This is a genomic window from Agromyces sp. SYSU T00194 (assembly GCF_040496035.1).
GTDB classification, from domain to species: domain Bacteria; phylum Actinomycetota; class Actinomycetes; order Actinomycetales; family Microbacteriaceae; genus Agromyces; species Agromyces chitinivorans.
Window position 1 is genome coordinate 799,450 of record NZ_JBEPJZ010000001.1, and the last position, 25,476, is coordinate 824,925.

Below are 25,476 nucleotides of genomic sequence, written 5' to 3' on the forward strand. Positions count from 1 at the left end.
GCCCGCCGACCCCCGCCGCCCGCCGACCCCCGCCGCCCGCCGACCCCCGCCGCCGGCCCGCGCCGCCCGCCGACCCGCGCCGCCCGCGACGCCTCGCGTTCGCGGATGCGGACTTCGAACGCGCCACGCCGGGCGGCGGCCGCCCCACCCGGCGCGTCGCCGGGCGACTCCGCATCCGCGTCCACCCGAGGTGCGGCGCCCGCCGCGCGGGCCTCGGCTCGGGGCATCCGCCGACCTACACTGGAGACGTGAGCAACGACCTCGCCTCCGCCGGCTGGACCCACGTCTACTCGGGCAAGGTGCGCGACCTCTACGTGCCGACCGTGTCGATGACCGACGACGACACCTGGACGGGCGACCCCATGGCGACGGCCCCCGTCGCGCTGGTCGTCGCGAGCGACCGGGTGAGCGCGTTCGACCACGTGCTGGAGCCCGGCATCCCCGAGAAGGGCGCGCTGCTCACGACGCTGTCGAACTGGTGGTTCGCCCAGCTCGCCGACGTGCCGAACCACCTCGCCTACGCCGAGGACGACCGGTTCGAGGTGCCGCCGGTGCCCCCGGCCGTCGCCGCCCGGTCGATGCTGGTGCGGCCGCTGGACATGTTCCCGGTGGAGTGCGTGGTGCGCGGCTACCTGACGGGATCGGGCTGGAAGGAGTACCGGGCCGAGGGCACCGTGTGCGGCATCCCGCTGCCCGAGGGCCTCGAGAACGGCGACCGGCTGCCGGTGCCGATCTACACGCCGGCGTGGAAGGCCCCGATGGGCCAGCACGACGAGAACATCACGTACGAGCGCACCGTCGAGCTCGTCGGCGAGGTGGCCGCGGAGCAGCTGCGGGCGATCTCGCTCGACGTGTTCGCCCGGGCGTCGGAGATCGCCGAGGCGCGCGGCGTCATCCTCGCCGACACGAAGTTCGAGTTCGGCGCCGACCGCGAGACCGGCATCGTGACCCTCGCCGACGAGGTGCTGACCAGCGACTCCAGCCGCTACTGGGATGCCGAGGCGTACGCGACCGGTTCCACGCCGGAGCTGCGCATGGCGAGCTTCGACAAGCAGATCGTGCGCGACTGGCTGGCCGCGAACTGGGACCAGGACGCCGTCTCGCACCCGCCGACGCTGCCGACCGAGATCGTCGAGCGCACGGCGCAGCGCTACCGCGCGCTGATCGAGCGCCTCACCGGCACGCCGGCCTGAGCGGTTCGCCGCGCGCGGGGAATACGCCCGCCACTCGTGTGGTTCAATTTACTTGTGACTTCAACTAATTCCGGAGCATCCGGCCTGCTCGCCCCCGACACCGGCATGGGCGCCGTCACCCTGCGCGTGGCCGACCTCGACGCGATGATCCGCTACTACCGCGACGGCGTCACGCTCGACCTGCTGAGCCACGACGGGCCGGTCGCGGTGCTCGGCCGCGGTGCGACGCCGGTCGTGATCCTCCAGCACGCCCCCGAGCTGAAGCACGCGAGCCCGCGCAGCGCCGGCCTCTTCCACACCGCCGTGCTCTTCGACGACCAGGCGGCGCTGGCCGCGGCCGTCTACTCGGTCGCGACCCGCTACCCCGGCACGTTCACCGGCAGCAGCGACCACCTGGTGAGCCAGGCCTTCTACTTCGACGACCCCGAGGGCAACGGCGTCGAGCTGTACTGGGACCGCGACCGCACCGAGTGGTCGTGGACGCACGGCAGCGTCGAGATGGCCACGATCTTCCTCGACCCGAACCGCTTCCTGCAGGAGCACCTGACCGAGCAGGGCATGACGACGGATGCCTCGCAGCCGCGCCTCGGCGACGCCGTGGTCGGGCACGTGCACCTGTCCGTCGGCGACATCGCGAGCGCGCGGGCGTTCTACGTCGACCAGCTCGGCTTCGAGACCACGGCGACGTACGGGCCGCAGGCGCTGTTCGTGTCGGCCGGCGGGTACCACCACCACATGGCGATGAACACCTGGCAGTCGGCGGGGGCCGGGCGCCGCCAGCTCGCGCTCGGGCTCGGGCGCGTCGAGATCGTGGTGCCCGGCGCCGACGACCTCGGTGAGCTGGGGGAGCGGATGTCGCACTTCGGCCTCGCGGCCCGCGACGACGGCCGCAGCCTCGAGTTCGACGACCCGTGGGACAACGTCGTGCAGGTGCGTGCCGCCCGCTGACCGCAGCGTCGCGCTACTCCAGCGTCTCGAGCACGACCTCGACCTCGTCGCCGAGCTCGATGCCCTCGGCCTTGCGCACCGCCTTCTTGAGCGGCAGCACGTAAGCACCCTCCTTCGCGTCGGGGAAGATCGACGTCGTCCAGTCGGACCCGCCCACGCGCACCCGCACCTTGACCGACCCGAACCCGCGCGGCGGACGCGGGCGGTCGGCGATCTCCTCTGACCGATCGGCCGGCAGGGTCACGAAGTACCAGCCCTCCTCGACGCGCGCCTGCCACTGCCAGACCTCGGCGCGGAACCCGAACTGCTCCCCCATGCGCCGAGCATATGCCGACCCGTCGACAGCGACGCGGGACGGCCACCTCCGGGTGGGGCCGGCTCGAGGCATCCGCTCGCCCGCAGTGCAACACGGATGACCCCCGAACGAGTGCGGCCCAAGCGGGTGGGGCCCGAACGGGTGGGACCCGAACTGGTGCTGGCAAGCGGACGCAGAATCCCACAGACTGCTCGGGATTGCCCTCGCACCGTCACGGCTCGCACGGCGATCGCCCGCACCGAGTCGAAGGAGAACCATGCACACGCTCACCAAGGCCGCGCTCGGGTTCGCGGCCGTCGCCGCGCTGACCCTGGGCGCGACCACCCCCGCGCAGGCCGCCCCGCCCCTGCACCCCGACGCGAACGCCAGCGGCACGCTCGGGCAGAGCCAGCGCATCACCATCGACGACGACATCGACTTCAACGTCTCGCTGCGCGCCGGCTGCCACAACTTCCACGACGCCCCGTGGATGCAGGTCATCGTCGTCAACTACGCCGACGAGGGCTACTCATGGAAGATCGACGTCGACCACGGCGGCATCTTCGCGGGCGCCTGGAACATCAACACGTGGGGCCTCGGCTGGAACGAGGACGACGCCGCGTTCGAGATGGTCCGCACCCTCGAGGCCGACCCGGGCGCGTTCACGCAGGGCGCCTGGGTCGAGCTCGACCGACGGCGCGCCCGCACGGCGCCACCACCGTCACGTTCCAGAAGGTCAACCCGCGCGGCAAGGAGGTCGGCCAGCCGATCGAGGTCGCGTTCCAGCGTCCGCTGCTCAGCTGCGGCGAGAACGGCACCGGCGGGGCCTCCTCGAAGAACTGGGTATTCGAGGACTGACACGACCCGGGCGGCGGGCCGGGCCACCTGCCCGCCACCCGGCTCCCTCCGCGGGACCGCACGCGTCGCTAGGCTGGCCGCGTGAGCGCTGACGAGGAACGCGACGGGGAACGCACCGGCGTCGAGCAGAACACGCGCACGATCGAGGACACGGTCGTGACCGACTTCAGCGAGCGCATGAGCTACGGCGGCTACCTCGAGCTCGAGCAGGTGCTCTCGGCGCAGCATCCGGTCAGCCGGCCCGAACACCACGACGAGCTGCTGTTCATCATCCAGCACCAGACCACCGAGCTCTGGCTGAAGCTCATGCTGCACGAGCTGCGCACCGCGCGAGACCTGCTCCGCCACGACGAGCTCGCCCCGGCGCTGAAGTGCATCGCACGGGTCAAGCACATCCAGCGCACGCTCACCGAGCAGTGGTCGGTGCTCGCGACGCTCACGCCGACCGAGTACAGCCAGTTCCGCGACTTCCTCGGCAACGCGAGCGGCTTCCAGTCGTACCAGTACCGGGCGGTCGAGTTCGTGCTCGGCAACAAGAACGCGAAGATGCTCACGGTCTTCGAGAACGACCCGGCCGCCACCGCGCTGCTGCGCGAGGCCCTCGAGAGCCCCAGCCTGTACGACGAGTTCCTCCGCCTCCTGGCCCGCGCCGGCTACCCGGTGCCGGAGGCCGTGCTCGACCGCGACGTGACGCGGGCGTGGACGTTCCAGCCCGAGCTGGTGTCGATGTTCACCGCGATCTACGCCGACACCGAGCACCACTGGTCGGCGTACGAGACCTGCGAGGAACTCGTCGACCTCGAGGACAACTTCCAGTTCTGGCGCTTCCGCCACCTGAAGACGGTCGAGCGCATCATCGGCATGAAGACCGGCACCGGCGGCTCGAGCGGCGCCCCGTTCCTGCAGAAGGCGCTCCAACTCACGTTCTTCCCCGAGCTGTACGCCGTGCGCACCGAGATCGGGGCGTGACGGATGCCCGGCTGCGCGACACGCCGACCAGCCGGGACACGCGCGCCCGGGGGCATCCGCCCGGCCGCCCGCACCGGCGCCCGCACCGCCGAGGGCGCCGTCACCCGCACCGAGGAGGCACCGTGACCGACGTCGATCCGCTGCTCGGCCCGCTCGCCCGCCACGTGCGCCACGGCGTCACGGGCGAGGACGGCGTCGCGCTTCCCCCGCTCTGCGACCACCACGTGCACCTCGGGCTCGTGGAGGCACGGGCGATCGTCTCCGGCGGCGTCGCGGCGGTGCTCGACCTGGGCGGCGACCCGGCCGTGCTCTCGCGCCTGGCCGACGCACACCACTCGCCGCAGATCGCCTACGCGGGCGCGTTCCTCACCGCCCCCGGCGGCTACCCGACCGATCGCGACTGGGCACCGGATGCCTCGGTGCGCGCCGTGCCGACCGGCCGCCTCGAGCACCACCAGGCGGGCCGCACCCCCGCCGAGGCCGCGGTCGAGGAGCAGCACGCGTTCGGGGCATCCGTCGTCAAGGTCACGCTGCACGTCGACGACGGCCCCGTCTTCGACGCCGACGGGCTCGCCGAAGTCGTGGCGGCCGCGCGTACGGCGGGCCTGCCCGTGGTCGCGCACGTGCAGGGCGCCGGCATGGCCGAGCGGGCGATCGACGCGGGCGTCGACGCCGTCGCGCACACGCCGTGGACCGAGCGGCTCGACGACGCGCTCATCGCGCGGGCCGTCGCCGCCGGGCAGCGCTGGATCTCGACGCTCGACATCCACGACCGGGGCGGGCGCGGCGCCGACCACGCGGTCGCGCTCGACAACCTCGCGCGCTTCCACGCGGCGGGCGGCACGGTGCTGTCGGGCACCGACCTCGGCAACGGCGACCTGCCGTCGGGGGTGAACCCGCGCGAGGTGCGGGGGCTGCTCGACGCGGGACTCGCGCCGGCCGAGGTGCTCGCGGCGATGACCGCGTGCTGGCCGGTCGGCCCGCCGGCCGGCGTCGCCACCTGGATCCCCGGCCCGCCCCCGGCGAGCGCCGCCGACGTCCCCGACTGGCTCGCCGGTGCGCACGTCGTGCCCGCCGAGGCCTTCGCACAGCACGTCTGACGCCGGGCCCCGCGGCGCGTCACCGAGAATGGAGGCCATGACGCTCGACCGCCACCTCGCCTGGGCACGCCGACAGGACCGTGCCGACGGCCTCGCCCACCACCGCGCGCGCTTCCACGGCGCCGACACCCCGCTCGTCTACTTCGACGGCAACTCGCTCGGGCGCCCGCCGGTGTCGGCGATCGAGCGGGTCGAGCGCTTCCTGCGCGAGGCCTGGGGCGAGCGTCTCATCCGCGGGTGGGACGAGGAGTGGATGGAGCTGCCGTTCCGCATCGGCGACGACATCGGCCGGCACGTCATCGGCGCGGCCCCGGGGCAGACCGTCATCGGCGACTCCACGACGGTGCTGTTGTACAAGCTCGCCCGGGCGGCGGTCGACGCGCAGCTCGCGCGCGACCCGCGTCGCACCGAGATCGTGGTCGGCAGCGACGACTTCCCCACCGACCGCTACCTGCTCGAGGGCATCGCCCGCGAGCGCGGCGCGCGCCTGCGCTGGATCGAGGTCGCGCGCGACTCGGGCGTGACCGCCACCCAGCTGCGCGACGCCGTCGGCCCCGAGACCGCCCTCGTCGTGCTGAGCCAGGTCGCCTACCGTTCGGGTCATCTGGCGGATGCCCCCGAGCTGACCCGCATCGCGCACGACGCCGGTGCGCTCGTGCTCTGGGACCTCTGCCACTCGGCCGGGTCGGTGCCGGTCGAGGCGGACGCCCACGGGTTCGACCTGGCCGTCGGGTGCACGTACAAGTACCTGAACGGCGGGCCGGGCTCCCCCGCGTTCGCGTACGTGCGCGAGGACCTGCAGGCGGCGCTCGCGCAGCCGATCCAGGGCTGGATGGGCACCGCCGACGTGTTCGCGATGGGTCCGGAGTACGTGCCGGCCCCGGGCATGCGCCGCTTCATCAGCGGCACCCCGCCGATCGTCGGCATGCTCGCCATGCAGGACACGATCGAGATGATCGCCGAGGCCGGAATGCCCGCGGTGCGCGCGAAGTCGGTCGCGCTGACCGAGTTCGCGATCGCGCTGAGCGACGAGTGGCTCGCGCCGCACGGCGTCGAGGTGGCGTCGCCCCGCGCCCCCGGCGAGCGGGGCGGGCACGTCACGCTGTCGCACCCCGCCATGCGCGAGGTGGTCGCGACGCTCTGGGAGCGCGACGTGCTGCCCGACTACCGCGACCCGGGCGGGCTGCGCGTCGGCCTGTCGCCGCTGTCGACGAGCTTCGAGGAGACGTTCCACGGCATGGCCGCGGTGCGCGACGCGCTGCGCGGCATCATCGCGCGCCAGGCCGGGCTGGCCTGAGGCCGGGAGGCTGGGCTGGCCGGGCTGGCCCGAGGCCCCGTGGCAGGGCTGGCCCGAGGCCCGGCGGCAGGCCGGCCGCGCTGCCCGTGCGGCACGTCTGGGCGAATCCATAGCCCCGCCCGAGGGTCCCCATAGCGGCGTGGCCCACCATGTCGGCATGCAGAACGATCGACCCGACCCAGAGCCCGCCGGCGACGACGCCGCGCCCGCCGAGCCCGCCGAGCACACCGAGACGACGGCAGCGGATGCCCCCGAGGCGACCGCCGCCGAGACCGGCGCGCCGGCCGCATCCGCCGCCCCCTCGACCGAGGACGCGACGCCCACCGTGCCGCAGCCCGCTGCCGCTGCCCCCGCTGCGGCCGCTCCCGCCGCCGCGCAGCCCGCGCCGCGGCCGTACACCGCTGCGGCGCCGGGCTCCGCGCCCGCCGCACCGACGACGGCGGTCGCACCGGCAGCGCCCGCCACCCCGTGGTACCGCCGCCTCTGGTTCCTCGTCACGGCCGCGGCCGTCGCCGCCGTGCTGCTGTTCGGCATCGGCTTCGCGTCGGGCTTCGCGACGGCCGGGGTGTTCGACCCGCGCCCCGCGTTCAACGTGAACGGGCCCGGCGACCGCGACTTCCCGGGCGGCCCCGGCGAGCGCGGCGACCGCGACGACTTCGGCCCCGGCAGCGAGGGGAGCACCGGGACCGACTCCTGACGCGCACGCCGGTAGACTTCAGGGGCATCCCATCACCCATCGGACGGAGAACCCCGGTGCCCACCATCGTCGTCGACGTGATGCCCAAGGCCGAGCTGCTCGACCCCCAGGGGAAGGCCGTCGCCGGCGCGCTGTCCCGCACGGGCCACGACGCGGTCTCCGGCGTGCGCATCGGCAAGCGCTTCGAACTCACCGTGGACGGCCCGGTCGACGACGCCGTGCGCGCCGACATCGAGCAGATCGCGGCCGACATCCTCTCCAACGGCGTCATCGAGGACGTCGTCGCGATCCACTGGGGCGACGACGAGGTGACCACCCCGCCGGCCGACGACACCGACAGCGAGACCGTCGACGTGTCGCTCACCGACGCGGAGGTCGCCGAGGCCGCCGCGACCGCGCCCGAGGCGCACGACGGCGTGGGCTACGACGCTCCCGCGGGCGAGACGCACTGACCATGCGCATCGGCGTCATCACCTTCCCCGGGTCGCTCGACGACCGCGACGCGCAGCGCGCGGTGCGCCTGGCCGGCGCCGAGCCGGTCGCGCTCTGGCACGGGTCGCACGACCTCGAGGACGTCGACGCGCTGGTGCTGCCCGGCGGCTTCAGCTACGGCGACTACCTGCGGTGCGGGTCGATCGCGAGCCTCTCGCCGATCATGGCCGAGGTCATCGACGCCGCGAATCACGGCATGCCCGTGCTCGGCATCTGCAACGGCTTCCAGATGCTCACCGAGGCGCGCCTGCTCGAGGGCGGCCTGATCCGCAACGACCACGGCACCTTCGTCTGCCGCGACCAGGTGCTGTCGGTCGAGACGACCGCCACCGACTGGACCGGCGAGTTCGACCTCGGCGAGCGCATCACCATTCCGCTGAAGAACGGCGAGGGCGGGTTCATCGCCGACGCCGACACGCTGCAGCGCCTCGAGGAGGAGGGCCGCGTGGTCTTCCGCTACCAGGGCGTGAACCCGAACGGCTCGCTCAACGACATCGCCGGCGTCACCAACGCCCGCGGCAACGTGGTCGGCCTCATGCCGCACCCCGAGCACGCGGTCGAGCCGGGCTTCGGCCCAGACACCCCCGACGCCATGCGCTCGGGCATCGACGGGCTGCGCTTCTTCTCCAGCGTCATCGCACGCGCGCTCACCCGCATCTGATCCGGCCCGGCCTGCAGGTAGCATCGGCACCACCGACACGAGGGGGTGCCGTGGTCGCAGCGAGCCGAACGGATGCCGGCAGGGGGCGCATGCTCCGCAGGTGGGCCGCGTTCGCGGACGCGTTCGGCACCAGGCTCTGGCCGGTGCCCACCGTCGCCGTCGTCGCGGCGGTCATCGCGGGCCTCGCGATCCCGGTGATCGACCGCCAGGTCGACGCGCAGCTCCCGGCCGGCCTCGAGTCGATGCTGTTCGGCGGCGGCACCGACTCGGCCCGCGCGGTGCTCTCGGCCATCGCGGGCTCGCTCATCACCGCGACCTCGCTCACCTTCTCGCTGACCGTCGTCGCACTGCAGCTCGCGAGCAGCCAGGCGTCGCCGCGCGTGCTGCGCCTGTTCGCGCAGGACCGCATGGTGCACGGCACCCTCGCGCTCTTCCTCGCGACCTTCGCCTACGCGCTCACCGTGCTGCGCACGGTCGACGACGCCGACGGCGACCCGTTCATCCCGCGCATCGCGGTGACCCTGGCGAGCCTGCTCACGTTCGCGAGCGTCGTCGTGCTGGTCTTCTTCCTCGCGCACCTCGCCGCCCAGCTGCGGGTGGAGACCATCCTGCGCGACGTGCACCGCGAGACGGCGCGCACCATCGAGCTGGTCGCCGAGACGGCGCTCGACGGCGTCGACCGTGCGCCGGAGCGTCCCGATTCGGCGCACACGGTGGCGGCCCGCCGGTCGGGCTTCCTCACCGGCATCGACCGGCACGCGCTGCTCGAGACGGCGGCGACGTACGACATCGTCATCCTCGAGCGGCGCGCGATCGGCTCGAGCGTCATCGCGGGCACGCCGCTGGCCGACTGGTGGCCGCGCGCCGGCGGCGGCCCCGCGGGCGAGGGGCGAGCGGATGCCCCCGAGCGCGACCCGTCCGAGATCGCCGACGCCGTCACCGATGCGCACTCGACCGGCTACGAGCGCACCGCGGCGCAGGACGTCGGGTTCGGACTCCGACAGCTGACCGACATCGCGGTGCGCGCCCTCTCACCGGGCGTGAACGACCCGACCACCGCGGTGCACGCGCTCAGCCACACCTCCGCGCTGCTCTGCCGCATCGCTTCGCTCGACCCCGAGCCCGAAGCGCTCACCGACGACGACGGCGTGGCCCGCGTGGTCCAGGGCTCGCACGACTTCGCCGACCTGCTCGAGGTCGCCGTGCAGCAGCCTCGCCGGTACGGTGCGAGCGACCCGGTCGTCGCCGCGCGCCTGTTCCAGCTGCTGCACGATGTCGCCCTGCACACCGGCCCGGGCGCCGACGGGGAGGCGGTGCGTGCGCAGGCCGACCGGCTCGCGGCATCCGTCGACGCCGAGGACTACGACGCGGTCGAGCGCGAGGGCTTCGCACGGGCCCGCCGGGCGATCGACGAGGCCCTGTCCTCCCCCGCACCGGCGGACGCGTAGGCTCGTCGTCCATGGCCACCGGCGCGACGATCCACACCTTCACCGTGCACCTCGCCGACGTCGACCGCGGCGTCTACGAGGAGCTCTCGCTGCGCGTCGCCCGCCACCCCTCGGAGACCGACGCGTTCATGCTCACGCGCGTGCTCGCCTACTGCCTCGAGTACGTCGAGGGCATCGCGTTCAGCGACGGCGTCTCGGCCGTCGACCTGCCGGCAGTGCTCGCGCGCGACGCGACCGGGGCGCTCACCGCCTGGATCGAGGTCGGCGCCCCCGACGCCGAGCGCCTGCACGCCGGCAGCCGCCAGGCCGCGCGCACGGTCGTCTACACCCACCGCGACCCCGCGAAGGTCGCCGCACAGTGGGCGGGCAAGCGCATCCACCGCGCCGACGAGCTCGCGCTGTACTCGTTCGACCCCGGGTTCCTCGACGCGGCCACCGCGCACCTCGAGCGCCGCAACGAGCTCACCGTCTCGGTCACCGAGCGACGCCTCTACCTCGACCTGAACGGCACGACGCTCGAGACCGATGTGCACGAGCAGCCGGTCGCCTGAGGTCCGGCCCCGGGTCTGCGCGCGCTCGCCCGACGGCGGGTATCGTCGGGACGGTCCACGCCCACGAGGAGGTCGCAGATGCCCACCATCGCCATCGTCGGAGCCGGGCCGGGGCTCGGCGCCGCCGTCGCCCGCAGGTTCGGACGCGAGGGGTTCCAGGTCGCGCTGATCTCGCGCGACCAGGCGAAGCTCGACGCGCTCGCCGCCGAGCTCGGCGACGCCGGGGTGACGGCCCGCGGCTACGCCGCCGACGTGCGCGAGCCCGACCAGCTCACCGCCGCACTCGCGCGGGCCGCCGACGAGCTCGGCCCCGTCAGCGCCCTGCAGTACAGCCCGCTGCCGTCGCGCAGCTACCTCGAGCCGGTGCTCGACCTCACGCCCGAGCTCGCCCTCGAGGCTCTCAGCTTCTCGGCCCTCGGCCTCATCGCCGCCGCGCGCGCCGTGCTGCCCGCCATGCGCGAAGCGGGCGACGGAACGATCATCCTCATCAACGGCGGCACCTCGGTCAAGGCACGTCCCGGCTTCTCGGGCACGTCGGTCGCGTTCCCCGCCGAGAGCGCCTACGGCGAGATGCTGCACGACGCGCTCGCCGACGAGGGCGTGCGCGTGGTGCAGCTGGTGATCCCCGGCGCGATCCCGAAGCTCCGGCTGCCGAACGGCATCGACGACGTGGCGGACCGCATCTGGGAGCTCCACGCGACGCCGGGCGAGTTCCGCACCATGCTCATCCCGCTCGAAGAGGGCCGGGAGTAGGGCGCCGGCGGCGGACGCCGCTAGGCCTGCAGCAGGCTGAAGACCTCACGTCCCTCCAGCGCTGCGCGGCCGCCGAGCACCTCCAGCTCGAGCACGACCGCCACGCCCGCGACCTCCCAGCCGGCGCGCTCGACGAGCGTGCAGGTCGCCGCCGCGGTGCCGCCGGTCGCGAGCACGTCGTCCAGCACCAGCACGCGCGTGCCCGGCGGCAGGTCGTCGGCGTGCACCTCGAGCCGGGCCTCGCCGTACTCCAGCGCGTACGACTCGGCGATGGTCGCCCGGGGCAGCTTGCCGGCCTTGCGCACGGCCAGCACACCCGCATCCGTGCGCATCGACGCGGCGCCCGCGAGCAGGAACCCGCGCGCCTCGATGCCCGCGAACACGTCGTAGCTGCCCGCGAACGGTGCGACGAGCGCGTCGACCATGCCGCGGAACAGGTCGGCGTCGGCGAACACCGGCGTGAGGTCGCGGAACATGATGCCGGGCTGCGGGAAGTCGGGCACGAGGGCGATGCGGGACTCGAGGCGTGCACGGATGTCGTCCATGCGCACAGGCTAGCGGCGCGGTCCGCACTGCGGGCCGAGCCGGTGGGGCGGCGGGCGGAACCCGCCCGGTCGGGCGCCCGGCACGCTGGCCTCCGCGGCGCGCGCCGCAGTAGCATCGGGGCCATTGGGGGCATCCGATGGCGTCTGGGGAACGAACGCGGTCCGAGCTGAACGAGCTCGGCGAGATGCGCGACGCCGTCTTCTTCTCCGGGCCCGAGCGGCAGCGCAAGGTCAGCCGGTACTGGATCCTGCTCGTGCTGTCGTCGGTCATCTCGGCCGCGGGCATCGTCGCGGACTCGACCGCGACCGTGATCGGTGCGATGATCGTCGCCCCGCTCATGCTGCCCATCCAGGGGGTCATGCTCGCGAGCGTGCTCGGCGACCGGCTGAACCTGCGGCGCTCCATGCTGCTGCTCGTCGGCGGGGGGATCGTCGCGGTCGGCATCGGGTACCTGCTCGGGCTGGTGATGGTCTACGACATCGACGCGACCAACAACGCGCAGGTCGCGGCACGGTCATCGCCCGGGCTGGTCGACCTGCTCGCCGCGCTCGCGACCGGCGCCGTCGGGTCGATCGCGCTGGTGCGCCGCGACATCTCCGACACGCTGCCGGGCGTGGCGATCGCCATCTCGCTCGTGCCGCCGCTGTCGGTCGTCGGGGTCACGCTCGAGTCGGCGTCGTGGAACGACGCGTTCGGCTCGTTCGTGCTCTTCCTCACCAACGTGTCGGCCATGATCGGCACGGGCATGCTCGTCATGTCGATCTACGGCCGCAGCCGCGTCGGCGAGAACCGGCGCGTCGACGCGGTGCGCTCGCGCAGCCGCCGCAGCACGATCATCGTGCTCTCGACCATGGGCGCCGCCATCCTCGTGATCCTCACCCTGTCGGGGCTCGTGAAGCTGCAGGACAACCTGCTCGCCAGCCAGGTGCAGCACGAGCTGCAGCAGTGGGCGCACCCGTCCGGCTGGATCGTCACGTCGGTCACCTGGCACAACGACACGCTCGTCGCGCAGGTCGAGGGCCCGTCGCCCGCACCCGACACCGACGACCTGCAGGAGGCGTTCGACGACGCCGGCATCGACACCTCGCACATCGACGTGCGCCTCGTCGAGGGCACCTCGGTCGACTTCGACGACTGAGCGGATGCCCCGGGCCGGCGCTGCACGTCGCCGCGAGGCATCCGTCGCCCGGCGCCCGCTGCCCGCACCCCGCCGCGACCGCCGCCGGCACCGGGCCGTTCGCCCCTTGCCCGCACCCCCGCCCCTCAATAGGCTCGGCAGCGGGGCATCGACACCGAGGGGGACGTCATGGGTTCAGGGCCGATCGAGATCGTCGTCATCGAGTTCACGGGGGAGTTCACCGGCGCGATACTCCCCGAGCTCGAGCGGCTGGTCGCCGCGGGCACCATCAGCATCGTCGACGGGCTCGTCGCCCGGAAGGACGAGGACGGCACCATCGACCTGCTCGAGATCGCCGAGGCCGACGACGACGTGAGCGCGCTCGCGGGCGTGATCGACCGCGTCGAGGGGCTCGTCTCCGACGAGGACGTCGAGACGCTCACCGCGGGCATCGCGCCCGGCACCGCCGCCGCGATCCTCGCCTTCGAGCACGTCTGGGTGAAGCCGCTGCGCGACGCGATCACCGCCGCGGGCGGGTCGCTCGTCGACACCGTGCGCATCCCGGGTCCCGTCGTCGACGAGATCCTCGCGACCGTGCCCGACGAGGGCTGAGCGTCCGCCGCGGCGGACAGGAGAGCAGGGGGAAGACCATGCGAGGCAGGATCGGACGTCCCGGACTGATCGGGACCATGGCGCGCACGGCCGTCGTCGCGGGCACGGCGAGCGCCGTCGCCGGCGGCGTGCAGCACCGGCAGGCGAACCGGTGGAACGCGCAGCAGCAGCAGGCGGCCGAGAAGCAGATGGCGGCCCAACAGCAGCAGCAGTCGCAGGCGCAGGTCGCCGAGATGCAGGCGCAGCTGAACGCACTGCAGGCGCAGCAGGCCGCGCCCGCGGCACCCGCCGCGCCCGCCGGCGGAGGCGGCGACCTCATGGCCGAGCTCGAGAAGCTCGCGAACATGAAGGCCGCCGGCATCCTCAGCGACGCGGAGTTCGCGGCCGCGAAGGCGAAGCTGCTCGGCTGAGCCCGTCGGGCCGCAGGGCGGGGCTCAGCGCGAGCCCTCGCCCTCCCCGTCGGCGTCGCCGTCGCGATGCTCCGAGCCGGTCGGGTCGCCGCCCTTCGGGGCATCCGGGTCGATGACGCGCACCCGCTCGGGGTCGACGATCTCGATCTTCGAGGTGAACGCCTCGGCGCGCGCCTGCGCCTCGGGCGTTCCCGTGAAGAGCCCGGTGCGGTCCTGCGGCACCCGCTGCGCACGCTCCGCGGGGGCATCGCCGGCTTCGACGGCATCCGTGTTGCCGACCAGCACGCGCTGCAGCGGCAGGGCGTCGCGGTCCTCGTCGCGCATCCACTCCGAGAGCTCCTCGCGGATGAGGCAGCGGAGGTCCCACATCTTGGCCGAGTCCTCGGCGCTGACGAGCACGCGCACGCGCATGTAGCCACCCGTGGCATCCGTCACCTGGATGCCGGAGGCGACGCCGTCCCAGAGGTCGGTCTCGGCGAGCACCTCGTCGAGCTGCTTCCGCATGCCCGTCGTCGAGACGCGCCAGTCGAGGTCGAACTCGACCGTGCCGAGCAGGGCCTTGCCCGTCTTCGTCCAGTTCTCGAACGGCTGGCTCGTGAAGTACGTGCAGGGCAGCACGAGGGAGCGCTGGTCCCAGATGTCGACGACCACGTAGCTCAGCGTGATCTGGTTGATGCGGCCCCACTCGCCCTCGACCACGACGACGTCGCCCACGCGGATCGCGTCGCTGAAGGCGAGCTGCACGCCCGCGAACACGTTGCCGAGCACGGTCTGCGCGGCGAGGCCGGCAACGATGGACGCGATGCCGGCGGAGGCGAGCACGCTCGCGCCGACCGCGCGCACCGACGGGAACGTCACGAGGATCGAGCCGACCGCGACGACCACGATCACGGCCACCACGAGGCGACGCACGATCTGCAGCTGGGTGCGGATGCGGGCGGCCTGCACCGTGTCGGTCTCCTGGATGCGGTAGCGCTTCACGCCCGTGTCGACCATGAACAGGAAGATCTGGCAGGCGAGCCAGGCGCCCGACGCGATGAGCCCGATGCCGAGCCAGTGGATGATCTCGGAGACCCACTCGTCGATCGGGAAGAACACGAACGCGACGATGAGCGACATCAGCAGGATGGTGACGCGGAACGGCCACTCGGCCCGCTTGCGCAGCGCCTCCGGCCAGTCCTTCTTGCGGCGGATCAGCGCGAGGATCACCCGTGCGATCACGATCACGATGACGCCGAAGAGCAGCGAGATGCCGAGGGCGATGAGGAACGCCCAGAGGTGCGTCCATCCATCGAGTTCGGCCAGGGTGGTGAACTCGTCCGTTTCGGTGAGGTCGTCCATGCGGTCCTTCCGTCGGGTGCGTCGGGTGCCGTCCCAGCCTAGGGAACCCCGCGCCGGGCCCCGAATCCCCCTGTGGGCGCCGCCCGTCGTCGAGACCCGTCGATTTCCTGCGTTCTGGGCCTCCGGAACGCAGCTTTCTGACGGGTCTCGGCCACGGGGCGCGGGCTGCGAGGATGGAGGGACCCCGACCCCTGGAGCACCGTGTCCCCGCGCATCCTCTTCCGCACGCTCGCGATCGCCGAGGCGATCACCTGGACCCTGCTGATCGCCGGCATGGTCATCGCCTACGGCTTCGACGGCACCCGTCTCGGCATCTCGGTCGGCGGCGGGCTGCACGGCTTCGTGTTCCTCGCCTACGCGGTCGCCGTCGTGGTGGTCGCCGTCAACCAGCGCTGGCACGCCGGCGTGACGCTCATCGGGCTCGTGTCGGCCGTGGTGCCGTACGCGACGATCCCGTTCGACGTGTGGGCCGACCGCACGGGCCGGCTCGACGGCGACTGGCGACGCGAGGCCGGCGACGACCCGCGCGACCAGCGATGGGTCGAGCGGATGCTGCGCCTCGCGCTCGCGCGCCCGGTCGTGACCGTGGTGCTGGGCGTCGTCGGCGTCGCGGTGGTGTTCAGCGCGCTGCTCGTGATCGGCCCGCCCGGGGGCCGCTCCTAGCGGTCGGCTTCAGCCCGCGCCCGGACGCGCTGCGCGCCAGCGGGGCATCCGCTCGGCTGCGCACGGCCGCTCGCGCCAGCCGGGCATCCGCTCACCCCTGCGGCCACTCGCGTCAGCGACCGCCGTCGCCGCCGGAGCCGCCGTCGGCGGACCCGAAGTCGGCGCCCTCGCCGCCGCGCCCCGCGATGCGGTGGATCGCCCCGGTCGACGCGACCAGCTCGCGCTCGCGATCGACGCCCGAGTACCCGAGCTCGTGGGCCAGCTCGCGCTCGACCGCATCGACGTCGAGCGTCTGCGTGAAGAGGGCCGCCCGCTCCTCGGCTTCGGGGCTGCCGGAGAACATCCCCTCGGCGGCATCCACCGCCTTGTCGACCATCGCGATCGGCTCGGTGAGCACGAGCGGCGCGGGGGCCTCGGGGTCGACGTACTCGAAGCGCTGCACGGGCAGGGCGGCGGCGTTCTCGGCCTGCACCCAGAGCACGAGCTTCTCGCGCACGAGGCAGCGCAGGTCGTAGAGCTTCGCGGCGTCCTCGGCGCTGATGACGCAGCGGATGCGGACGTACCCGCCGACCGCGTCGAGCACCTGGAGAATGGCGGTGCGGCCGTCCCAGAGGTCGGAGTGCGCGGTGATCTGCTCGAGGCGCTCGCGCATGCGGGTGGTGGACACGCGCCAGTCGAGATCGAAGTCGACCGTGCCGAGCAGCTCGTTGCCCTCCTTGGTCCAGTTCTCGAACGGCTGGGTGGTGAAGTAGGTGCAGGGCAGCACGAGCGTGCGCGAGTCCCACACCTCGACGACGACGTAGCTCAGGGTGATGCGCTTGATGCGGCCCCACTCGTCCTCGACCACGACGATGTCGTCGACGTGGATCGCGCCCGTCACGGCGAGCTGCATGCCCGCGAACAGGTTCGCGAGCACCGACTGCAGCGCGAGGCCGGCGACGATCGAGGCCAGGCCCGCCGACGCGAGCATCGAGGCGCCGATGGTCTGCACGTCGGGGAAGGTGAGCAGGATGGCGCCGACGGCGACCACCGCGATGATCACGATCGCGACGCGCTGGAACACCTGGAGCTGCGTGTGCAGGCGGCGCACGTGGCGGTTGTCCATGTCGCGCGGGTAGCGCGCGGTCGACAGGTCGGCGGCGAACATGACGAGCGAGCCGAGCAGCCAGGCGACGCTCGCGATGAGCGCGATCTTCAGGCCGTGCTCGGCGGCCGCGCGCCACTCGCGCTCGGGCATGGTCACGGCCAGCGCGACGAACCCGCCGACGAGGAACACGGTGACCTGCAGCGGCCGGTCGAGGCGCCGGGCGAGCATCGCGGGCCAGTCGTCGCGGTTCGCGACGACGCGGATGACCGCGCGCACGAGCTGGTTGAACAGGAAGCTCGCACCGATCGCGATCGCCACGGCGATGACGAGTCCGTACCAGGATCGCCACGCGAACTCGGCGAACACCGCCTCGAACCACTCCATGTCGCCTCCTCCTCCGGTCGGCTCCGGCCCGCATCCTGCGGACGCCCGCGCCCGCACCCTGCGGACACGACGAACGGCGGGGCCGATGGGCCACCGCCGCCATGCTGGTGCCCACGCTACGACGAGCCGCTGAACGCCCGCTGCACGCCGATTGTGAGCGGGCCGTGAGGCGCCCGGCAACGGGCTTCGGGGTGGGCGGCGGTAGGATCGACGCGTCAGCGTCCGGCGCGGCATCCGCCACCGGCATCCGCTCGTTCCGGGAGTCTCCCACGTGACCGATACCGTCTCCACCACGGCCACCCTCGACACCGTCGAGCACGCTGCCGCCACTCCCGACAAGGAGCAGCCCTACGCGGCGCTCGGGCTGAAGCCCGACGAGTACGACCAGATCCGCGAGATCCTCGGTCGGCGCCCCACCTCGGGTGAGCTCGCGATGTACTCCGTGATGTGGAGCGAGCACTGCTCGTACAAGTCGTCGAAGAAGTACCTGCGCCAGTTCGGCCAGAAGGTCACCGACGAGATGCGCAAGGACCTCATGGTCGGCATGGGCGAGAACGCCGGCGTCGTCGACATCGGCGAGGGCTGGGCGGTCACGTTCAAGATCGAGTCGCACAACCACCCGAGCTACATCGAGCCGTTCCAGGGCGCCGCGACCGGCGTCGGCGGCATCGTGCGCGACATCATCTCGATGGGCGCGCGCCCGGTCGCCGTGATGGACGCGCTGCGCTTCGGAAAGATCGACGACCCCGACACCGCCCGCGTCGTGCACGGCGTGGTGAGCGGCATCTCGTTCTACGGCAACTGCCTCGGCCTGCCGAACATCGGCGGTGAGACCTGGTTCGACCCGGTGTACCAGGCCAACCCGCTCGTCAACGCGCTCGCGGTCGGCGTGCTCCGCCACGAGGACCTGCACCTGGCCAACGCCAAGGGCGCGGGCAACAAGGTCGTGCTGTTCGGCGCCCGCACGGGCGGCGACGGCATCGGCGGCGCGTCGATCCTCGCATCCGACACCTTCGCCGAGGGCGGCCCGACCAAGCGCCCCGCGGTGCAGGTGGGCGACCCGTTCGCCGAGAAGGTGCTCATCGAGTGCTGCCTCGAGCTGTTCGCGGGCGACCTGGTCGAGGGCATCCAGGACCTCGGCGCGGCCGGAATCTCGTGCGCCACCTCGGAGCTCGCCTCCAACGGCGACGGCGGCATGTCGATCGTGCTCGACGAGGTGCTGCTGCGCGACCCGACGCTCACGGCCGAGGAGATCCTCATGTCCGAGAGCCAGGAGCGCATGATGGCCATCGTGCGCCCCGAGAAGCTCGAGGGCTTCCTCGAGGTCGTCGGCAAGTGGGACGTCGAGACCAGCGTACTCGGCGAGGTGACCGACACCGGGCGCCTGTCGATCACCTGGCGCGGCGAGGAGATCGTGAACGTCGACCCCCGCACGGTCGCCGTCGACGGCCCGGTCTACGACCGTCCGGTGCGCAAGCCCAAGTGGCTGAAGAAGCTGAACGCCGATTCGGCGACCGCGCTGCCCCGGCCGACCACGCCCGACGAGCTGCGCGCCCAGTTCCTGCAGCTGCTCGGCTCGCCGAACCTCGCCGACGCATCGTGGGTGACCAGCCAGTACGACCACTACGTGCTCGGCAACACCGCGCTGGCCTCCCCCGACGACGCCGGCATGATCCGCGTCGACGAGGAGTCGGGCCTCGGCGTCTCGGTCGCGACCGACGCCAACGGCCGCTACTGCCAGCTCGACCCGTACGCGGGCGCACAGCTCGCCCTCGCCGAGGCGTACCGCAACGTCGCCGCGACCGGCGCCGTGCCCGCGGCCGTCTCCGACTGCCTGAACTTCGGCTCGCCCGAGAACCCCGAGGTCATGTGGCAGTTCTCGAAGGCGGTCGAGGGACTGGCCGACGGATGCCTCGAGCTGGCCATCCCCGTCACCGGCGGCAACGTCTCGTTCTACAACCAGACCGGCGACGTGCCGATCCACCCGACGCCGGTCGTCGCCGTGCTCGGCGTGATCGACGACGTCGCCCGTCGCATCCCGTCGGGCTGGCAGGACGACGGCCACAACATCTACCTGCTCGGCATCACGCGCGAGGAGCTCGACGGCTCGGCCTGGGCCGGCGTCGTGCACGACCACCTCGGCGGCGTGCCGCCCGTGGTCGACCTGGCCGGCGAGCAGCGCCTCGCGGAGCTGCTGCGCGCAGCCTCGCTCGAGGGCCTCATCGATTCGGCGCACGACCTCTCCGACGGCGGCCTCGCGGCCGCGCTCGCGGAGGGCGTGCTGCGCTTCGGCGTCGGCGCCCGCGTGGTGCTCGGCGAGGTGCTCGACCGCGACGGCGTCGACGTGGCATCCGCCCTCTTCTCGGAGTCGCAGGGCCGCGTGATCGTGACCGTGCCGCGGGAGGACGACGTGAAGTTCCGCGGGCTGTGCGAGGGCCGCGACTACCCGGTCGCCCGCATCGGCGTGACGGATGCCGCCTCCGGCTCGCTCGAGGTGCAGGACGCGTTCACCGTGTCGATCGACGACCTGCGCGGCACGCACCGCGCGCCGCTGTCAGATGCGTTCGGCCCGGTCGTCGGGTACTGAGGCGATGATGCCCGCGGAACCCGACGGCGGGCCGCGCGGGTACACGGCCGAGTACGCGGCGGCGCACGGGCGGTTCGCGCTCGTGCCGGCGGCGTACGTGTTCCTGCTCGCGGCTTCCGGTGACGGCGGCGGTGAGCGCGTGCTGCTGCAGCGGCGCGCCGGCACCGGGTTCTACGACGGCTGGTGGGGTGCCTCCGCCGCGGGGCATGTCGACCCGGGGGAGTCGGCGGCGACCGCGGCGGCGCGCGAGGCGGCCGAGGAGATCGGCGTCGGCATCGCGGCATCCGACCTGCTGCCGTTGACGACCCTGCACCGCCGGGCCGGATCCGAGCGGCCCGCCGACCAGCGCGTCGACTTCGCGTTCGCCTGCCGCCGCTGGTCGGGCGAGCCCGCGCTGCAGGAGTCGACGGCCGACGCGCTCGAGTGGTTCGCCCTCGACGCGCTGCCCGACCTCGTCGTGCACCACGAGCGCGCCGTGCTCGAGGGGTTCCGCGACGGCACGCTCGCCGCGATCACGCCGTTCGGGTTCTGAGCGCCGGCGGGCCGAGCGGAGGACGAATTCGCCGACACGCCGCGCCCGCCGCCCCCGCACCGCCGAATCTCCTCCGTTTCGCAGATTGCAGTCCGCGGTCCGCAGGCCCGCCCCCACTACCCGGGCTCGGCCGAACGGAGGACGACTTCGCCGACACGCCGCCCCCGCCGCCCCCGCACCGCCGAATCTCCTCCGTTTCGCCCTCCGCAGGCCCGCCTACCCGGGCTGGGCCGAACGGAGGAGGCACTCGCCCACACGGCGCGCCGCCGGTACCCGCTGCACGGGTTCTCCCACGTCTCGCACGTCGGGGGTCGCGCGTCGGGGGTCGGGGGTCGGGGGTCGGGGGTCGGGGGTCGAGCGTAGGGTGCGGGCATGACCGAGGGCGCGGGCGGGTGCTGCGGGGCGGATGCCTCGGGCGGCGCGTGCGCGCGCGAGGTCGAGCCCGGTGCGCCGGTGCCGCTCTGCACCGCGCACCTGCTCGCCGCGTACGACTGGGTCGCGCGGGGCGTCGGCGAGACCGACCTGCTGCCGGCGCCGTGCCGCGCATGCGGTGGGCGGGTGGGCGTGCGGTATCCGTCGGGATGGCTGTGCGCGGCGTGCGAGTGGCGCGTGGGGGAGGTGCCCGACGGCGATGCGCCGCCGCGGGTCGACGTCGTCTACTACCTGCGGTTCGACGACCGGGTGAAGATCGGCACGACTGCGAATCCGCGCGGCCGATTCGCGGCGCTGCCCCACGACGAGGTGCTCGCGTTCGAGCGCGGCGGGCGGGCGCTCGAACAGCGCCGGCACGCGGAGTTCGCCGCGCACCGCATCCCGGGCACCGAGTGGTTCGAGGCGAACGCCGAGCTCGACGCGCACGTCGCCGCGCTCCGCGCGAGCGGCGACGACCCGTGGCACCGTTACGCCCGCTGGGTCAGCACCGAGCTCGCGCTCCGCGGCGCGTAGGCATCACGGGCGAACCCACCGCCGTGCCCGACGACGCGGAACGCGCGCTCAGGCGCCCTCGGGCGGCTCGACCAGGAGCTGCACGCGGTCGGCGAGGTAGCGGTCGAAGGCGATGACGGCGTCGTCCATCGACGGGTTCCAGCGCACGAGCAGGTCGCCGTCGCGCAGCAGCAGCGGGCCGTCGGAGGCGGCGAGCGCGTCGGGATCGAGCGCGATCTCGCGGGCGTGGAAGTTCACCGTCTCGTCGCGCGCGAACGGCCCCTCGAACGCGGCTGCACGGTAGATGCGCCGCACCTCGGCGGAGTTCGCCTGGTAGGTCGCACGACCGGGCGGGGTCGCGCGGGTCACGTCACCGGTCGCGTGCAGGGCGCCGTCGGTGCCGAGCAGCAGCACGCCGAGGCGCCAGACGCGGCCGAGCGGATGCATCCGCGGCTTCCGCGCGATCCCGAGCACGCGACGCGACGGCTCGAACTCCGCGAGCGCCTCATCGCGGGCGTCGGCCTCGACGAGCGCGGCCCGGGCGGCCACGAGCGCACCGCGTGCCCGCACGATCGCGGCGTCCGCGGCATTCGACATGGCCCGATGATACGACCGGGCCCGGCCCACCCCCGCGCCCCGCGCCCCGCGCCGCTCGCATCGAGTCGCCACGAGTCGCCACGAGATGTCGCCTCCGCCGCCGGATTCCGACAGTCCGTGACGACTCGGCGCTCCGCCACGCGCGCGCCGACCGACCACGGCCGGCCGTCAGCGCGTGCGGCCGACCAGCTCCAGCAGCGCCATGCCGTAGGCCTCGGCGGGGTCGGGGTGCTCGAAGCGCAGGCGCTGCCCGCCGAGCTCGATCTCGACCTCGAAGGCGTCCTCGAGGCGGCGGAGCGAGCGGAAGGTGTTCCGCAGCAGCTCGCGCAGCTGGTCCTCGCGCGGCAGCCAGACCGCGTCGGACATGTCGACCGAGTCGAGCGCCCACTCGGTCGTGCCGTTGAAGCCGAGGATCGTGCCGGTCGCGTAGTCGTGCGGCTCGATCGTCATGTCGCTCACGGTGAAGACGTCGGCCTCGATCTCGGGCTCGACGTCGCTCGTGAGGTCGAGCTGGAAGCGGTCGCCCGATGCCGGATGCCACACCAGCCCCGCCTCGCGCAGGGCGAGCCCGAGCTCGCGGCTGATCATGCGCCGCCCCCGTTCGCCGCATCCCGACGGCGACGACGCTTCGGCTCCGGGTCGGGCTCGCGGCCGCGGGTGGTGCGCGCGCGGATGCCCGCGCCGACCACCACGACCATCAGCCCGACGAGGATGAACCCGAACCGCGAGGTCACGAGCGCGAGCACCACCACGACGGCGCCGACGACCACCAGCACCTCGGCCGCGCGCCGGCGGAACCCCGACCACAGCCGGCCGCCCAGCGACTCGCCCGTCATCGCGGCCCGCTCATGCGGCCACCGTCAGGGTCTGGCCGGTCCACTGCTCCGACAGCGTCCACAGCCTGGTCGCGAGCGCGCGGTCGGTCGACGTGCGCGCCGGGTGCTGGCGCGTCGGCTCGCCCTTGGTCCACCCGCGCGGCCCCCAGTAGTCGCCGTTGCGCGCCTCGGGCGAGGCCGCAGCGACGAGCACGGGCGCCGCACCGCGGTGCTTGCCCTGCGTGAACGGCGCCTGCAGGTTGTCGGCGAACCGGGTCATGCCCGTGGGCTCGTTGACCCCGTGCACGAACGGCGTGCGTCCGCTGATCGAGTAGCCGGGGTGCGCGACGATGCTCGACACCGTCGAGTCGGCGGCGGTGAGGCGTCTGGCGAGTTCGAAGCCGGTCGACTGCGCGGCGATCTTGGAGTGCGCGTAGGCGGTCCAGAAGTCGTAGCCCTCCTCGAGCTGCAGCCCGTCGACGTCGAACCCGCTGAGGCGGGAGGCGAGCGAGCCGAGCCAGACGATGCGCGCGGCATCCGCCCGCTGCAGCGCGGGCAGCACCTGCGCGACGAGGGCGAAGTGGCCGAGGTGGTTGGTGGCGAGCACGAGCTCGTGGCCGTCGACCGACACCTCGCGGGTGCGCGACGGATGCACCGATCCGGCGTTCAGCACGAGCCCGTCGATGCGGGCGCGGGCGAGCAGCTGGGAGGCTCCGGCGGCGACGGACTCCAGCGACGAGACGTCGATGACGAGCGTGTCGACGGATGCCCCGGGCACGCGCTTCCGGATCGCGGCGACGGCCGCGGCGAGGCGGTCGGGGCTGCGTCCGCTCAGCACCACGTGCGCACCCGCCTCGGCGAGCCGGGCGCTGGTGAAGAACCCGAGGCCGGCGTTCGCGCCGGTGACGACGTAGGTGCGGCCGTCGAGGCGCGGCAGCGCGACGGGGTACCAGCTCATGCGGTCGGCCCGCCCGAGGCATCCGTCGCCTCGCCCGCGATCTGCTCGTGGTGCTGGATCACCTCGGCGACGACGAAGTTGAACCACTTCTCGGCGAAGGCGGGGTCGAGGTGCGCGTCGACGGCGAGCGCGCGCAGGCGCGCGATCTGGCGCTTCTCGCGCTCGGGGTCCGACGGGGGCAGGCCGTGCTCGGCCTTCAGGCGGCCGACCTTCTGCGTGAACTTGAACCGCTCGGCGAGCAGGTGGATCAGCGCCGCGTCGATGTTGTCGATGCTCGAGCGGATGCCCAGCAGCTCCGTCATCACGGCAGCCTGGTCGTCGGGGCGGATCTCAGCCATGTGAACGACCCTAGCGAGTCGGGGGCACGGCGGTCGCGGCGCGGGTCACCGGCCGGGACGAGCGGCCGGGTGCCACGCGCCTCACGCTGGCGCGGCACCCCGCGCGACCGCGCGCTTCGCGAGCAGCGCGTCGACCCGGCCCTGCGCGAGCAGGATGCCCGCGAGCACGAGCACGGCGCCGACCGGCTCGTGCCAGCCGAATCGCTCGTGCAGCAGCAGCACGCCGAGCACGACGCCCACGACCGGGGTCACGTAGGTGACGGTCGACATGCCCGTCGGCCCCCAGGCGCGCAGCACGTTCACCTGCCAGACGTAGGCGAGCCCGGTGCCGAGCACGCCGAGCGCGACGAGGCTCGCCACCACCGGGAGGTCGAGCTGCACGGGCTGCCAGGCGACGACCGGGGTGAGCAGCGCCATGATCACCCCCGCGATGCCGATGTTCAGGAAGGCGAAGGTCGCGGGCGCGATGGGCCGCGAGCTCAGGAACCTCTTGGTGTAGCCGAGGATGAACCCGTAGCAGACGACCGCGCCGAGGCACGCGAGCTGCCCGGCGAGCTCCCCGCCGAGGCGCACCTGCCACGGGGCGATGATCACGATCACGCCGCCGATGCCGACCGCGACGCCCGCCCAGCGCAGCGCGCTCAGCTTCTCGACGCGGAACGCGAGCGTCGCCATGAGGGCGGTCGCGATGGGCGTGGCCGCGTTGTAGATCGACGCGAGGCTCGAGGTCACGTACTGCTCGGCCCACGCGTACAGGGTGTGCGGGATGACGCAGAAGGTGATCGCGATCACCGTGAAGTGCAGCCACACGATCGGCTCCCTCGGCAGCACCGGCCCCGTGCCGACGCGCGGGCGCATGACGAGCACGATGAGGCCCAGCGTGACGCCGCCGAGCACGAGCCTGGACCACGAGACCTGCGAGAACGAGACGCCGTCGAGGGCGACCTTCATGAAGAGGAAGCTCGACCCCCAGAACAGGCCCATGCCGAGGAACTGCAGCACGACGGATGCCCGGCCGGGGCCGGTCGCCGTGCCGGATGCGGACGCGGGTGCCGCCGTCGCGCCGGGGGTCGGGGCGATCGCCCCGGTGCTGCCGTGTGTCACGATCTGGACGCTACTCGCGGGCGGCCCGCGTCCGGCGTGCCGGCGGGTGCGCTGTCCGGAATCCGCCGATCGTCGGCAGGAACGCGGTGGGGACGAACGACGCGGGTCGCGGCCGACCTCAGCCGTGGGCGCCGGCGGGCGTGCGGACGGGTGCGTCGGCGGGCGCGCCGGCCGGTGCGCCGGCGCGTCGAGACGCCCG

28 protein-coding genes and 1 pseudogene are annotated in these 25,476 nt (G+C 73.3%); 19 read left to right on the forward strand and 10 right to left on the reverse strand.

Annotation, left to right across the window (positions count from 1 at the left end; all coding sequences use genetic code 11):
- Nucleotides 1-248 precede the first annotated feature (248 nt).
- Both ABZK10_RS03645 and ABZK10_RS03650 read left to right on the forward strand, forming a co-directional pair.
- Nucleotides 249-1,193, forward strand: a complete 945-nt coding sequence (locus tag ABZK10_RS03645; protein WP_353807829.1) for a phosphoribosylaminoimidazolesuccinocarboxamide synthase — start codon at nt 249-251, stop codon at nt 1,191-1,193.
- A gap of 105 nt (nt 1,194-1,298) precedes the next feature.
- Nucleotides 1,299-2,141, forward strand: a complete 843-nt coding sequence (locus ABZK10_RS03650; protein ID WP_353809594.1) for a VOC family protein — start codon at nt 1,299-1,301, stop codon at nt 2,139-2,141.
- A gap of 13 nt (nt 2,142-2,154) precedes the next feature.
- Here the strand turns inward: ABZK10_RS03650 and ABZK10_RS03655 are convergent, their stop codons facing one another.
- Entirely contained in the window at nt 2,155-2,457 is a 303-nt protein-coding gene (locus tag ABZK10_RS03655; protein ID WP_353807830.1) for a DUF1905 domain-containing protein, read from the reverse strand.
- 256 nt (nt 2,458-2,713) lie between these two features.
- Between ABZK10_RS03655 and ABZK10_RS03660 the strand changes: the two genes are divergently transcribed.
- The 10 genes and pseudogenes from ABZK10_RS03660 (at nt 2,714) to ABZK10_RS03705 (ending at nt 11,262) form a co-directional block, all read left to right on the forward strand.
- Complete coding sequence (locus tag ABZK10_RS03660) at nt 2,714-3,379, forward strand: hypothetical protein (RefSeq protein ID WP_353807831.1); 666 nt, start codon at nt 2,714-2,716, stop codon at nt 3,377-3,379.
- The gene (kynA, locus tag ABZK10_RS03665) at nt 3,376-4,263 is read left to right on the forward strand and encodes a tryptophan 2,3-dioxygenase (RefSeq protein WP_353807832.1); all 888 of its coding nucleotides are present in this window, start codon (nt 3,376-3,378) and stop codon (nt 4,261-4,263) included. The genes ABZK10_RS03660 and kynA overlap by 4 nt, the downstream gene beginning before the upstream one ends.
- A 122-nt stretch (nt 4,264-4,385) precedes the next feature.
- Nucleotides 4,386-5,363, forward strand: coding sequence for an amidohydrolase family protein (locus tag ABZK10_RS03670; protein WP_353807833.1), 978 nt, complete (start codon nt 4,386-4,388; stop codon nt 5,361-5,363).
- A gap of 28 nt (nt 5,364-5,391) precedes the next feature.
- Nucleotides 5,392-6,660, forward strand: coding sequence for a kynureninase (locus ABZK10_RS03675; protein ID WP_436408482.1), 1,269 nt, complete (start codon nt 5,392-5,394; stop codon nt 6,658-6,660).
- A gap of 157 nt (nt 6,661-6,817) precedes the next feature.
- A complete protein-coding gene (locus ABZK10_RS03680) occupies nt 6,818-7,357 on the forward strand; it encodes a hypothetical protein (protein ID WP_353807835.1) in 540 nt (179 codons plus the stop codon).
- A gap of 56 nt (nt 7,358-7,413) precedes the next feature.
- A pseudogene (gene purS / locus ABZK10_RS03685) lies at nt 7,414-7,647 on the forward strand (phosphoribosylformylglycinamidine synthase subunit PurS); the annotation flags it as partial.
- 164 nt (nt 7,648-7,811) lie between these two features.
- Nucleotides 7,812-8,510, forward strand: a complete 699-nt coding sequence (purQ, locus tag ABZK10_RS03690; protein WP_353807836.1) for a phosphoribosylformylglycinamidine synthase subunit PurQ — start codon at nt 7,812-7,814, stop codon at nt 8,508-8,510.
- A gap of 50 nt (nt 8,511-8,560) precedes the next feature.
- The gene (locus tag ABZK10_RS03695; protein WP_353807837.1) at nt 8,561-9,958 is read left to right on the forward strand and encodes a DUF2254 domain-containing protein; all 1,398 of its coding nucleotides are present in this window, start codon (nt 8,561-8,563) and stop codon (nt 9,956-9,958) included.
- Between the two features lie 11 nt (nt 9,959-9,969).
- Nucleotides 9,970-10,509, forward strand: a complete 540-nt coding sequence (locus tag ABZK10_RS03700) for a YaeQ family protein (RefSeq protein ID WP_353807838.1) — start codon at nt 9,970-9,972, stop codon at nt 10,507-10,509.
- Between the two features lie 78 nt (nt 10,510-10,587).
- On the forward strand, nt 10,588-11,262 hold the full coding sequence (locus ABZK10_RS03705; RefSeq protein WP_353807839.1) for an SDR family NAD(P)-dependent oxidoreductase: 675 nt from the start codon (nt 10,588-10,590) through the stop codon (nt 11,260-11,262).
- 20 nt (nt 11,263-11,282) lie between these two features.
- On the opposite strand, the gene ABZK10_RS03710 is transcribed toward ABZK10_RS03705, so the two are convergent.
- Nucleotides 11,283-11,807, reverse strand: coding sequence for an adenine phosphoribosyltransferase (locus ABZK10_RS03710; RefSeq protein WP_353807840.1), 525 nt, complete (start codon nt 11,805-11,807; stop codon nt 11,283-11,285).
- A 185-nt stretch (nt 11,808-11,992) separates the two neighbouring features.
- Between ABZK10_RS03710 and ABZK10_RS03715 the strand changes: the two genes are divergently transcribed.
- The 3 genes from ABZK10_RS03715 (at nt 11,993) to ABZK10_RS03725 (ending at nt 13,947) form a co-directional block, all read left to right on the forward strand.
- A complete protein-coding gene (locus ABZK10_RS03715) occupies nt 11,993-12,946 on the forward strand; it encodes a DUF389 domain-containing protein (RefSeq protein WP_353807841.1) in 954 nt (317 codons plus the stop codon).
- 168 nt (nt 12,947-13,114) lie between these two features.
- Entirely contained in the window at nt 13,115-13,537 is a 423-nt protein-coding gene (locus tag ABZK10_RS03720; protein WP_353807842.1) for a DUF6325 family protein, read from the forward strand.
- A gap of 77 nt (nt 13,538-13,614) precedes the next feature.
- Nucleotides 13,615-13,947, forward strand: a complete 333-nt coding sequence (locus ABZK10_RS03725; RefSeq protein ID WP_353807843.1) for an SHOCT domain-containing protein — start codon at nt 13,615-13,617, stop codon at nt 13,945-13,947.
- 24 nt (nt 13,948-13,971) lie between these two features.
- Here the strand turns inward: ABZK10_RS03725 and ABZK10_RS03730 are convergent, their stop codons facing one another.
- Nucleotides 13,972-15,288: a mechanosensitive ion channel family protein gene (locus ABZK10_RS03730; RefSeq protein WP_353807844.1), complete on the reverse strand. Its 1,317-nt coding sequence runs from the start codon at nt 15,286-15,288 to the stop codon at nt 13,972-13,974.
- Nucleotides 15,289-15,489: 201 nt separating this feature from the next.
- Between ABZK10_RS03730 and ABZK10_RS03735 the strand changes: the two genes are divergently transcribed.
- Nucleotides 15,490-15,951: a DUF3817 domain-containing protein gene (locus ABZK10_RS03735; protein ID WP_353807845.1), complete on the forward strand. Its 462-nt coding sequence runs from the start codon at nt 15,490-15,492 to the stop codon at nt 15,949-15,951.
- Nucleotides 15,952-16,063: 112 nt separating this feature from the next.
- On the opposite strand, the gene ABZK10_RS03740 is transcribed toward ABZK10_RS03735, so the two are convergent.
- The gene (locus ABZK10_RS03740; RefSeq protein ID WP_353807846.1) at nt 16,064-17,422 is read right to left on the reverse strand and encodes a mechanosensitive ion channel family protein; all 1,359 of its coding nucleotides are present in this window, start codon (nt 17,420-17,422) and stop codon (nt 16,064-16,066) included.
- A gap of 271 nt (nt 17,423-17,693) precedes the next feature.
- On the opposite strand from ABZK10_RS03740, the gene purL reads away from it, so the two are divergent.
- The 3 genes from purL to ABZK10_RS03755 all read left to right on the forward strand — a co-directional run bounded on the left by purL (nt 17,694) and on the right by ABZK10_RS03755 (nt 21,486).
- Nucleotides 17,694-20,009 (forward strand): phosphoribosylformylglycinamidine synthase subunit PurL, encoded by a 2,316-nt coding sequence (purL, locus tag ABZK10_RS03745; RefSeq protein WP_353807847.1) that lies wholly within the window; start codon nt 17,694-17,696, stop codon nt 20,007-20,009.
- Nucleotides 20,010-20,016: 7 nt separating this feature from the next.
- The gene (locus tag ABZK10_RS03750; protein WP_353807848.1) at nt 20,017-20,541 is read left to right on the forward strand and encodes an NUDIX domain-containing protein; all 525 of its coding nucleotides are present in this window, start codon (nt 20,017-20,019) and stop codon (nt 20,539-20,541) included.
- 372 nt (nt 20,542-20,913) lie between these two features.
- Nucleotides 20,914-21,486 (forward strand): GIY-YIG nuclease family protein, encoded by a 573-nt coding sequence (locus ABZK10_RS03755; RefSeq protein WP_353807849.1) that lies wholly within the window; start codon nt 20,914-20,916, stop codon nt 21,484-21,486.
- Nucleotides 21,487-21,534: 48 nt separating this feature from the next.
- Here ABZK10_RS03755 and ABZK10_RS03760 read toward each other — a convergent pair whose 3' ends face one another.
- The 6 genes from ABZK10_RS03760 to ABZK10_RS03785 all read right to left on the reverse strand — a co-directional run bounded on the left by ABZK10_RS03760 (nt 21,535) and on the right by ABZK10_RS03785 (nt 25,277).
- A complete protein-coding gene (locus ABZK10_RS03760; RefSeq protein ID WP_353807850.1) occupies nt 21,535-22,062 on the reverse strand; it encodes a hypothetical protein in 528 nt (175 codons plus the stop codon).
- Nucleotides 22,063-22,230: 168 nt separating this feature from the next.
- Complete coding sequence (locus ABZK10_RS03765; RefSeq protein WP_353807851.1) at nt 22,231-22,650, reverse strand: pilus assembly protein CpaE; 420 nt, start codon at nt 22,648-22,650, stop codon at nt 22,231-22,233.
- Nucleotides 22,647-22,898: a hypothetical protein gene (locus tag ABZK10_RS03770; protein ID WP_353807852.1), complete on the reverse strand. Its 252-nt coding sequence runs from the start codon at nt 22,896-22,898 to the stop codon at nt 22,647-22,649. The genes ABZK10_RS03765 and ABZK10_RS03770 overlap by 4 nt, the downstream gene beginning before the upstream one ends.
- Before the next feature lie 10 nt (nt 22,899-22,908).
- On the reverse strand, nt 22,909-23,835 hold the full coding sequence (locus ABZK10_RS03775; protein WP_353807853.1) for an SDR family NAD(P)-dependent oxidoreductase: 927 nt from the start codon (nt 23,833-23,835) through the stop codon (nt 22,909-22,911).
- Nucleotides 23,832-24,173: a chorismate mutase gene (locus ABZK10_RS03780; protein WP_353807854.1), complete on the reverse strand. Its 342-nt coding sequence runs from the start codon at nt 24,171-24,173 to the stop codon at nt 23,832-23,834. Before ABZK10_RS03780 ends, ABZK10_RS03775 begins: the two co-directional genes overlap by 4 nt.
- Before the next feature lie 81 nt (nt 24,174-24,254).
- A complete protein-coding gene (locus ABZK10_RS03785; RefSeq protein ID WP_353807855.1) occupies nt 24,255-25,277 on the reverse strand; it encodes a DMT family transporter in 1,023 nt (340 codons plus the stop codon).
- Nucleotides 25,278-25,476: the final 199 nt, after the last annotated feature.

Excerpts from the sequence above, each read along its gene's own strand:
- ABZK10_RS03755 (WP_353807849.1), top strand. The coding sequence starts at position 20,914 with ATGACCGAGGGCGCGGGCGGGTGCTGCGGGGCGGATGCCTCGGGCGGC.
- purQ (WP_353807836.1), top strand. The coding sequence starts at position 7,812 with ATGCGCATCGGCGTCATCACCTTCCCCGGGTCGCTCGACGACCGCGAC.
- ABZK10_RS03675 (WP_436408482.1), top strand. The coding sequence starts at position 5,392 with ATGGAGGCCATGACGCTCGACCGCCACCTCGCCTGGGCACGCCGACAG.
- ABZK10_RS03765 (WP_353807851.1), bottom strand. The coding sequence starts at position 22,650 with ATGATCAGCCGCGAGCTCGGGCTCGCCCTGCGCGAGGCGGGGCTGGTG.
- ABZK10_RS03705 (WP_353807839.1), top strand. The coding sequence starts at position 10,588 with ATGCCCACCATCGCCATCGTCGGAGCCGGGCCGGGGCTCGGCGCCGCC.
- ABZK10_RS03655 (WP_353807830.1), bottom strand. The coding sequence starts at position 2,457 with ATGGGGGAGCAGTTCGGGTTCCGCGCCGAGGTCTGGCAGTGGCAGGCG.
- ABZK10_RS03650 (WP_353809594.1), top strand. The coding sequence starts at position 1,299 with ATGGGCGCCGTCACCCTGCGCGTGGCCGACCTCGACGCGATGATCCGC.
- ABZK10_RS03725 (WP_353807843.1), top strand. The coding sequence starts at position 13,615 with ATGGCGCGCACGGCCGTCGTCGCGGGCACGGCGAGCGCCGTCGCCGGC.
- ABZK10_RS03760 (WP_353807850.1), bottom strand. The coding sequence starts at position 22,062 with ATGTCGAATGCCGCGGACGCCGCGATCGTGCGGGCACGCGGTGCGCTC.
- ABZK10_RS03770 (WP_353807852.1), bottom strand. The coding sequence starts at position 22,898 with ATGACGGGCGAGTCGCTGGGCGGCCGGCTGTGGTCGGGGTTCCGCCGG.
- ABZK10_RS03700 (WP_353807838.1), top strand. The coding sequence starts at position 9,970 with ATGGCCACCGGCGCGACGATCCACACCTTCACCGTGCACCTCGCCGAC.
- ABZK10_RS03740 (WP_353807846.1), bottom strand. The coding sequence starts at position 17,422 with ATGGAGTGGTTCGAGGCGGTGTTCGCCGAGTTCGCGTGGCGATCCTGG.
- ABZK10_RS03715 (WP_353807841.1), top strand. The coding sequence starts at position 11,993 with ATGCGCGACGCCGTCTTCTTCTCCGGGCCCGAGCGGCAGCGCAAGGTC.
- ABZK10_RS03750 (WP_353807848.1), top strand. The coding sequence starts at position 20,017 with ATGCCCGCGGAACCCGACGGCGGGCCGCGCGGGTACACGGCCGAGTAC.
- ABZK10_RS03680 (WP_353807835.1), top strand. The coding sequence starts at position 6,818 with ATGCAGAACGATCGACCCGACCCAGAGCCCGCCGGCGACGACGCCGCG.
- ABZK10_RS03720 (WP_353807842.1), top strand. The coding sequence starts at position 13,115 with ATGGGTTCAGGGCCGATCGAGATCGTCGTCATCGAGTTCACGGGGGAG.
- ABZK10_RS03730 (WP_353807844.1), bottom strand. The coding sequence starts at position 15,288 with ATGGACGACCTCACCGAAACGGACGAGTTCACCACCCTGGCCGAACTC.
- ABZK10_RS03660 (WP_353807831.1), top strand. The coding sequence starts at position 2,714 with ATGCACACGCTCACCAAGGCCGCGCTCGGGTTCGCGGCCGTCGCCGCG.
- ABZK10_RS03775 (WP_353807853.1), bottom strand. The coding sequence starts at position 23,835 with ATGAGCTGGTACCCCGTCGCGCTGCCGCGCCTCGACGGCCGCACCTAC.
- ABZK10_RS03780 (WP_353807854.1), bottom strand. The coding sequence starts at position 24,173 with ATGGCTGAGATCCGCCCCGACGACCAGGCTGCCGTGATGACGGAGCTG.
- ABZK10_RS03710 (WP_353807840.1), bottom strand. The coding sequence starts at position 11,807 with ATGGACGACATCCGTGCACGCCTCGAGTCCCGCATCGCCCTCGTGCCC.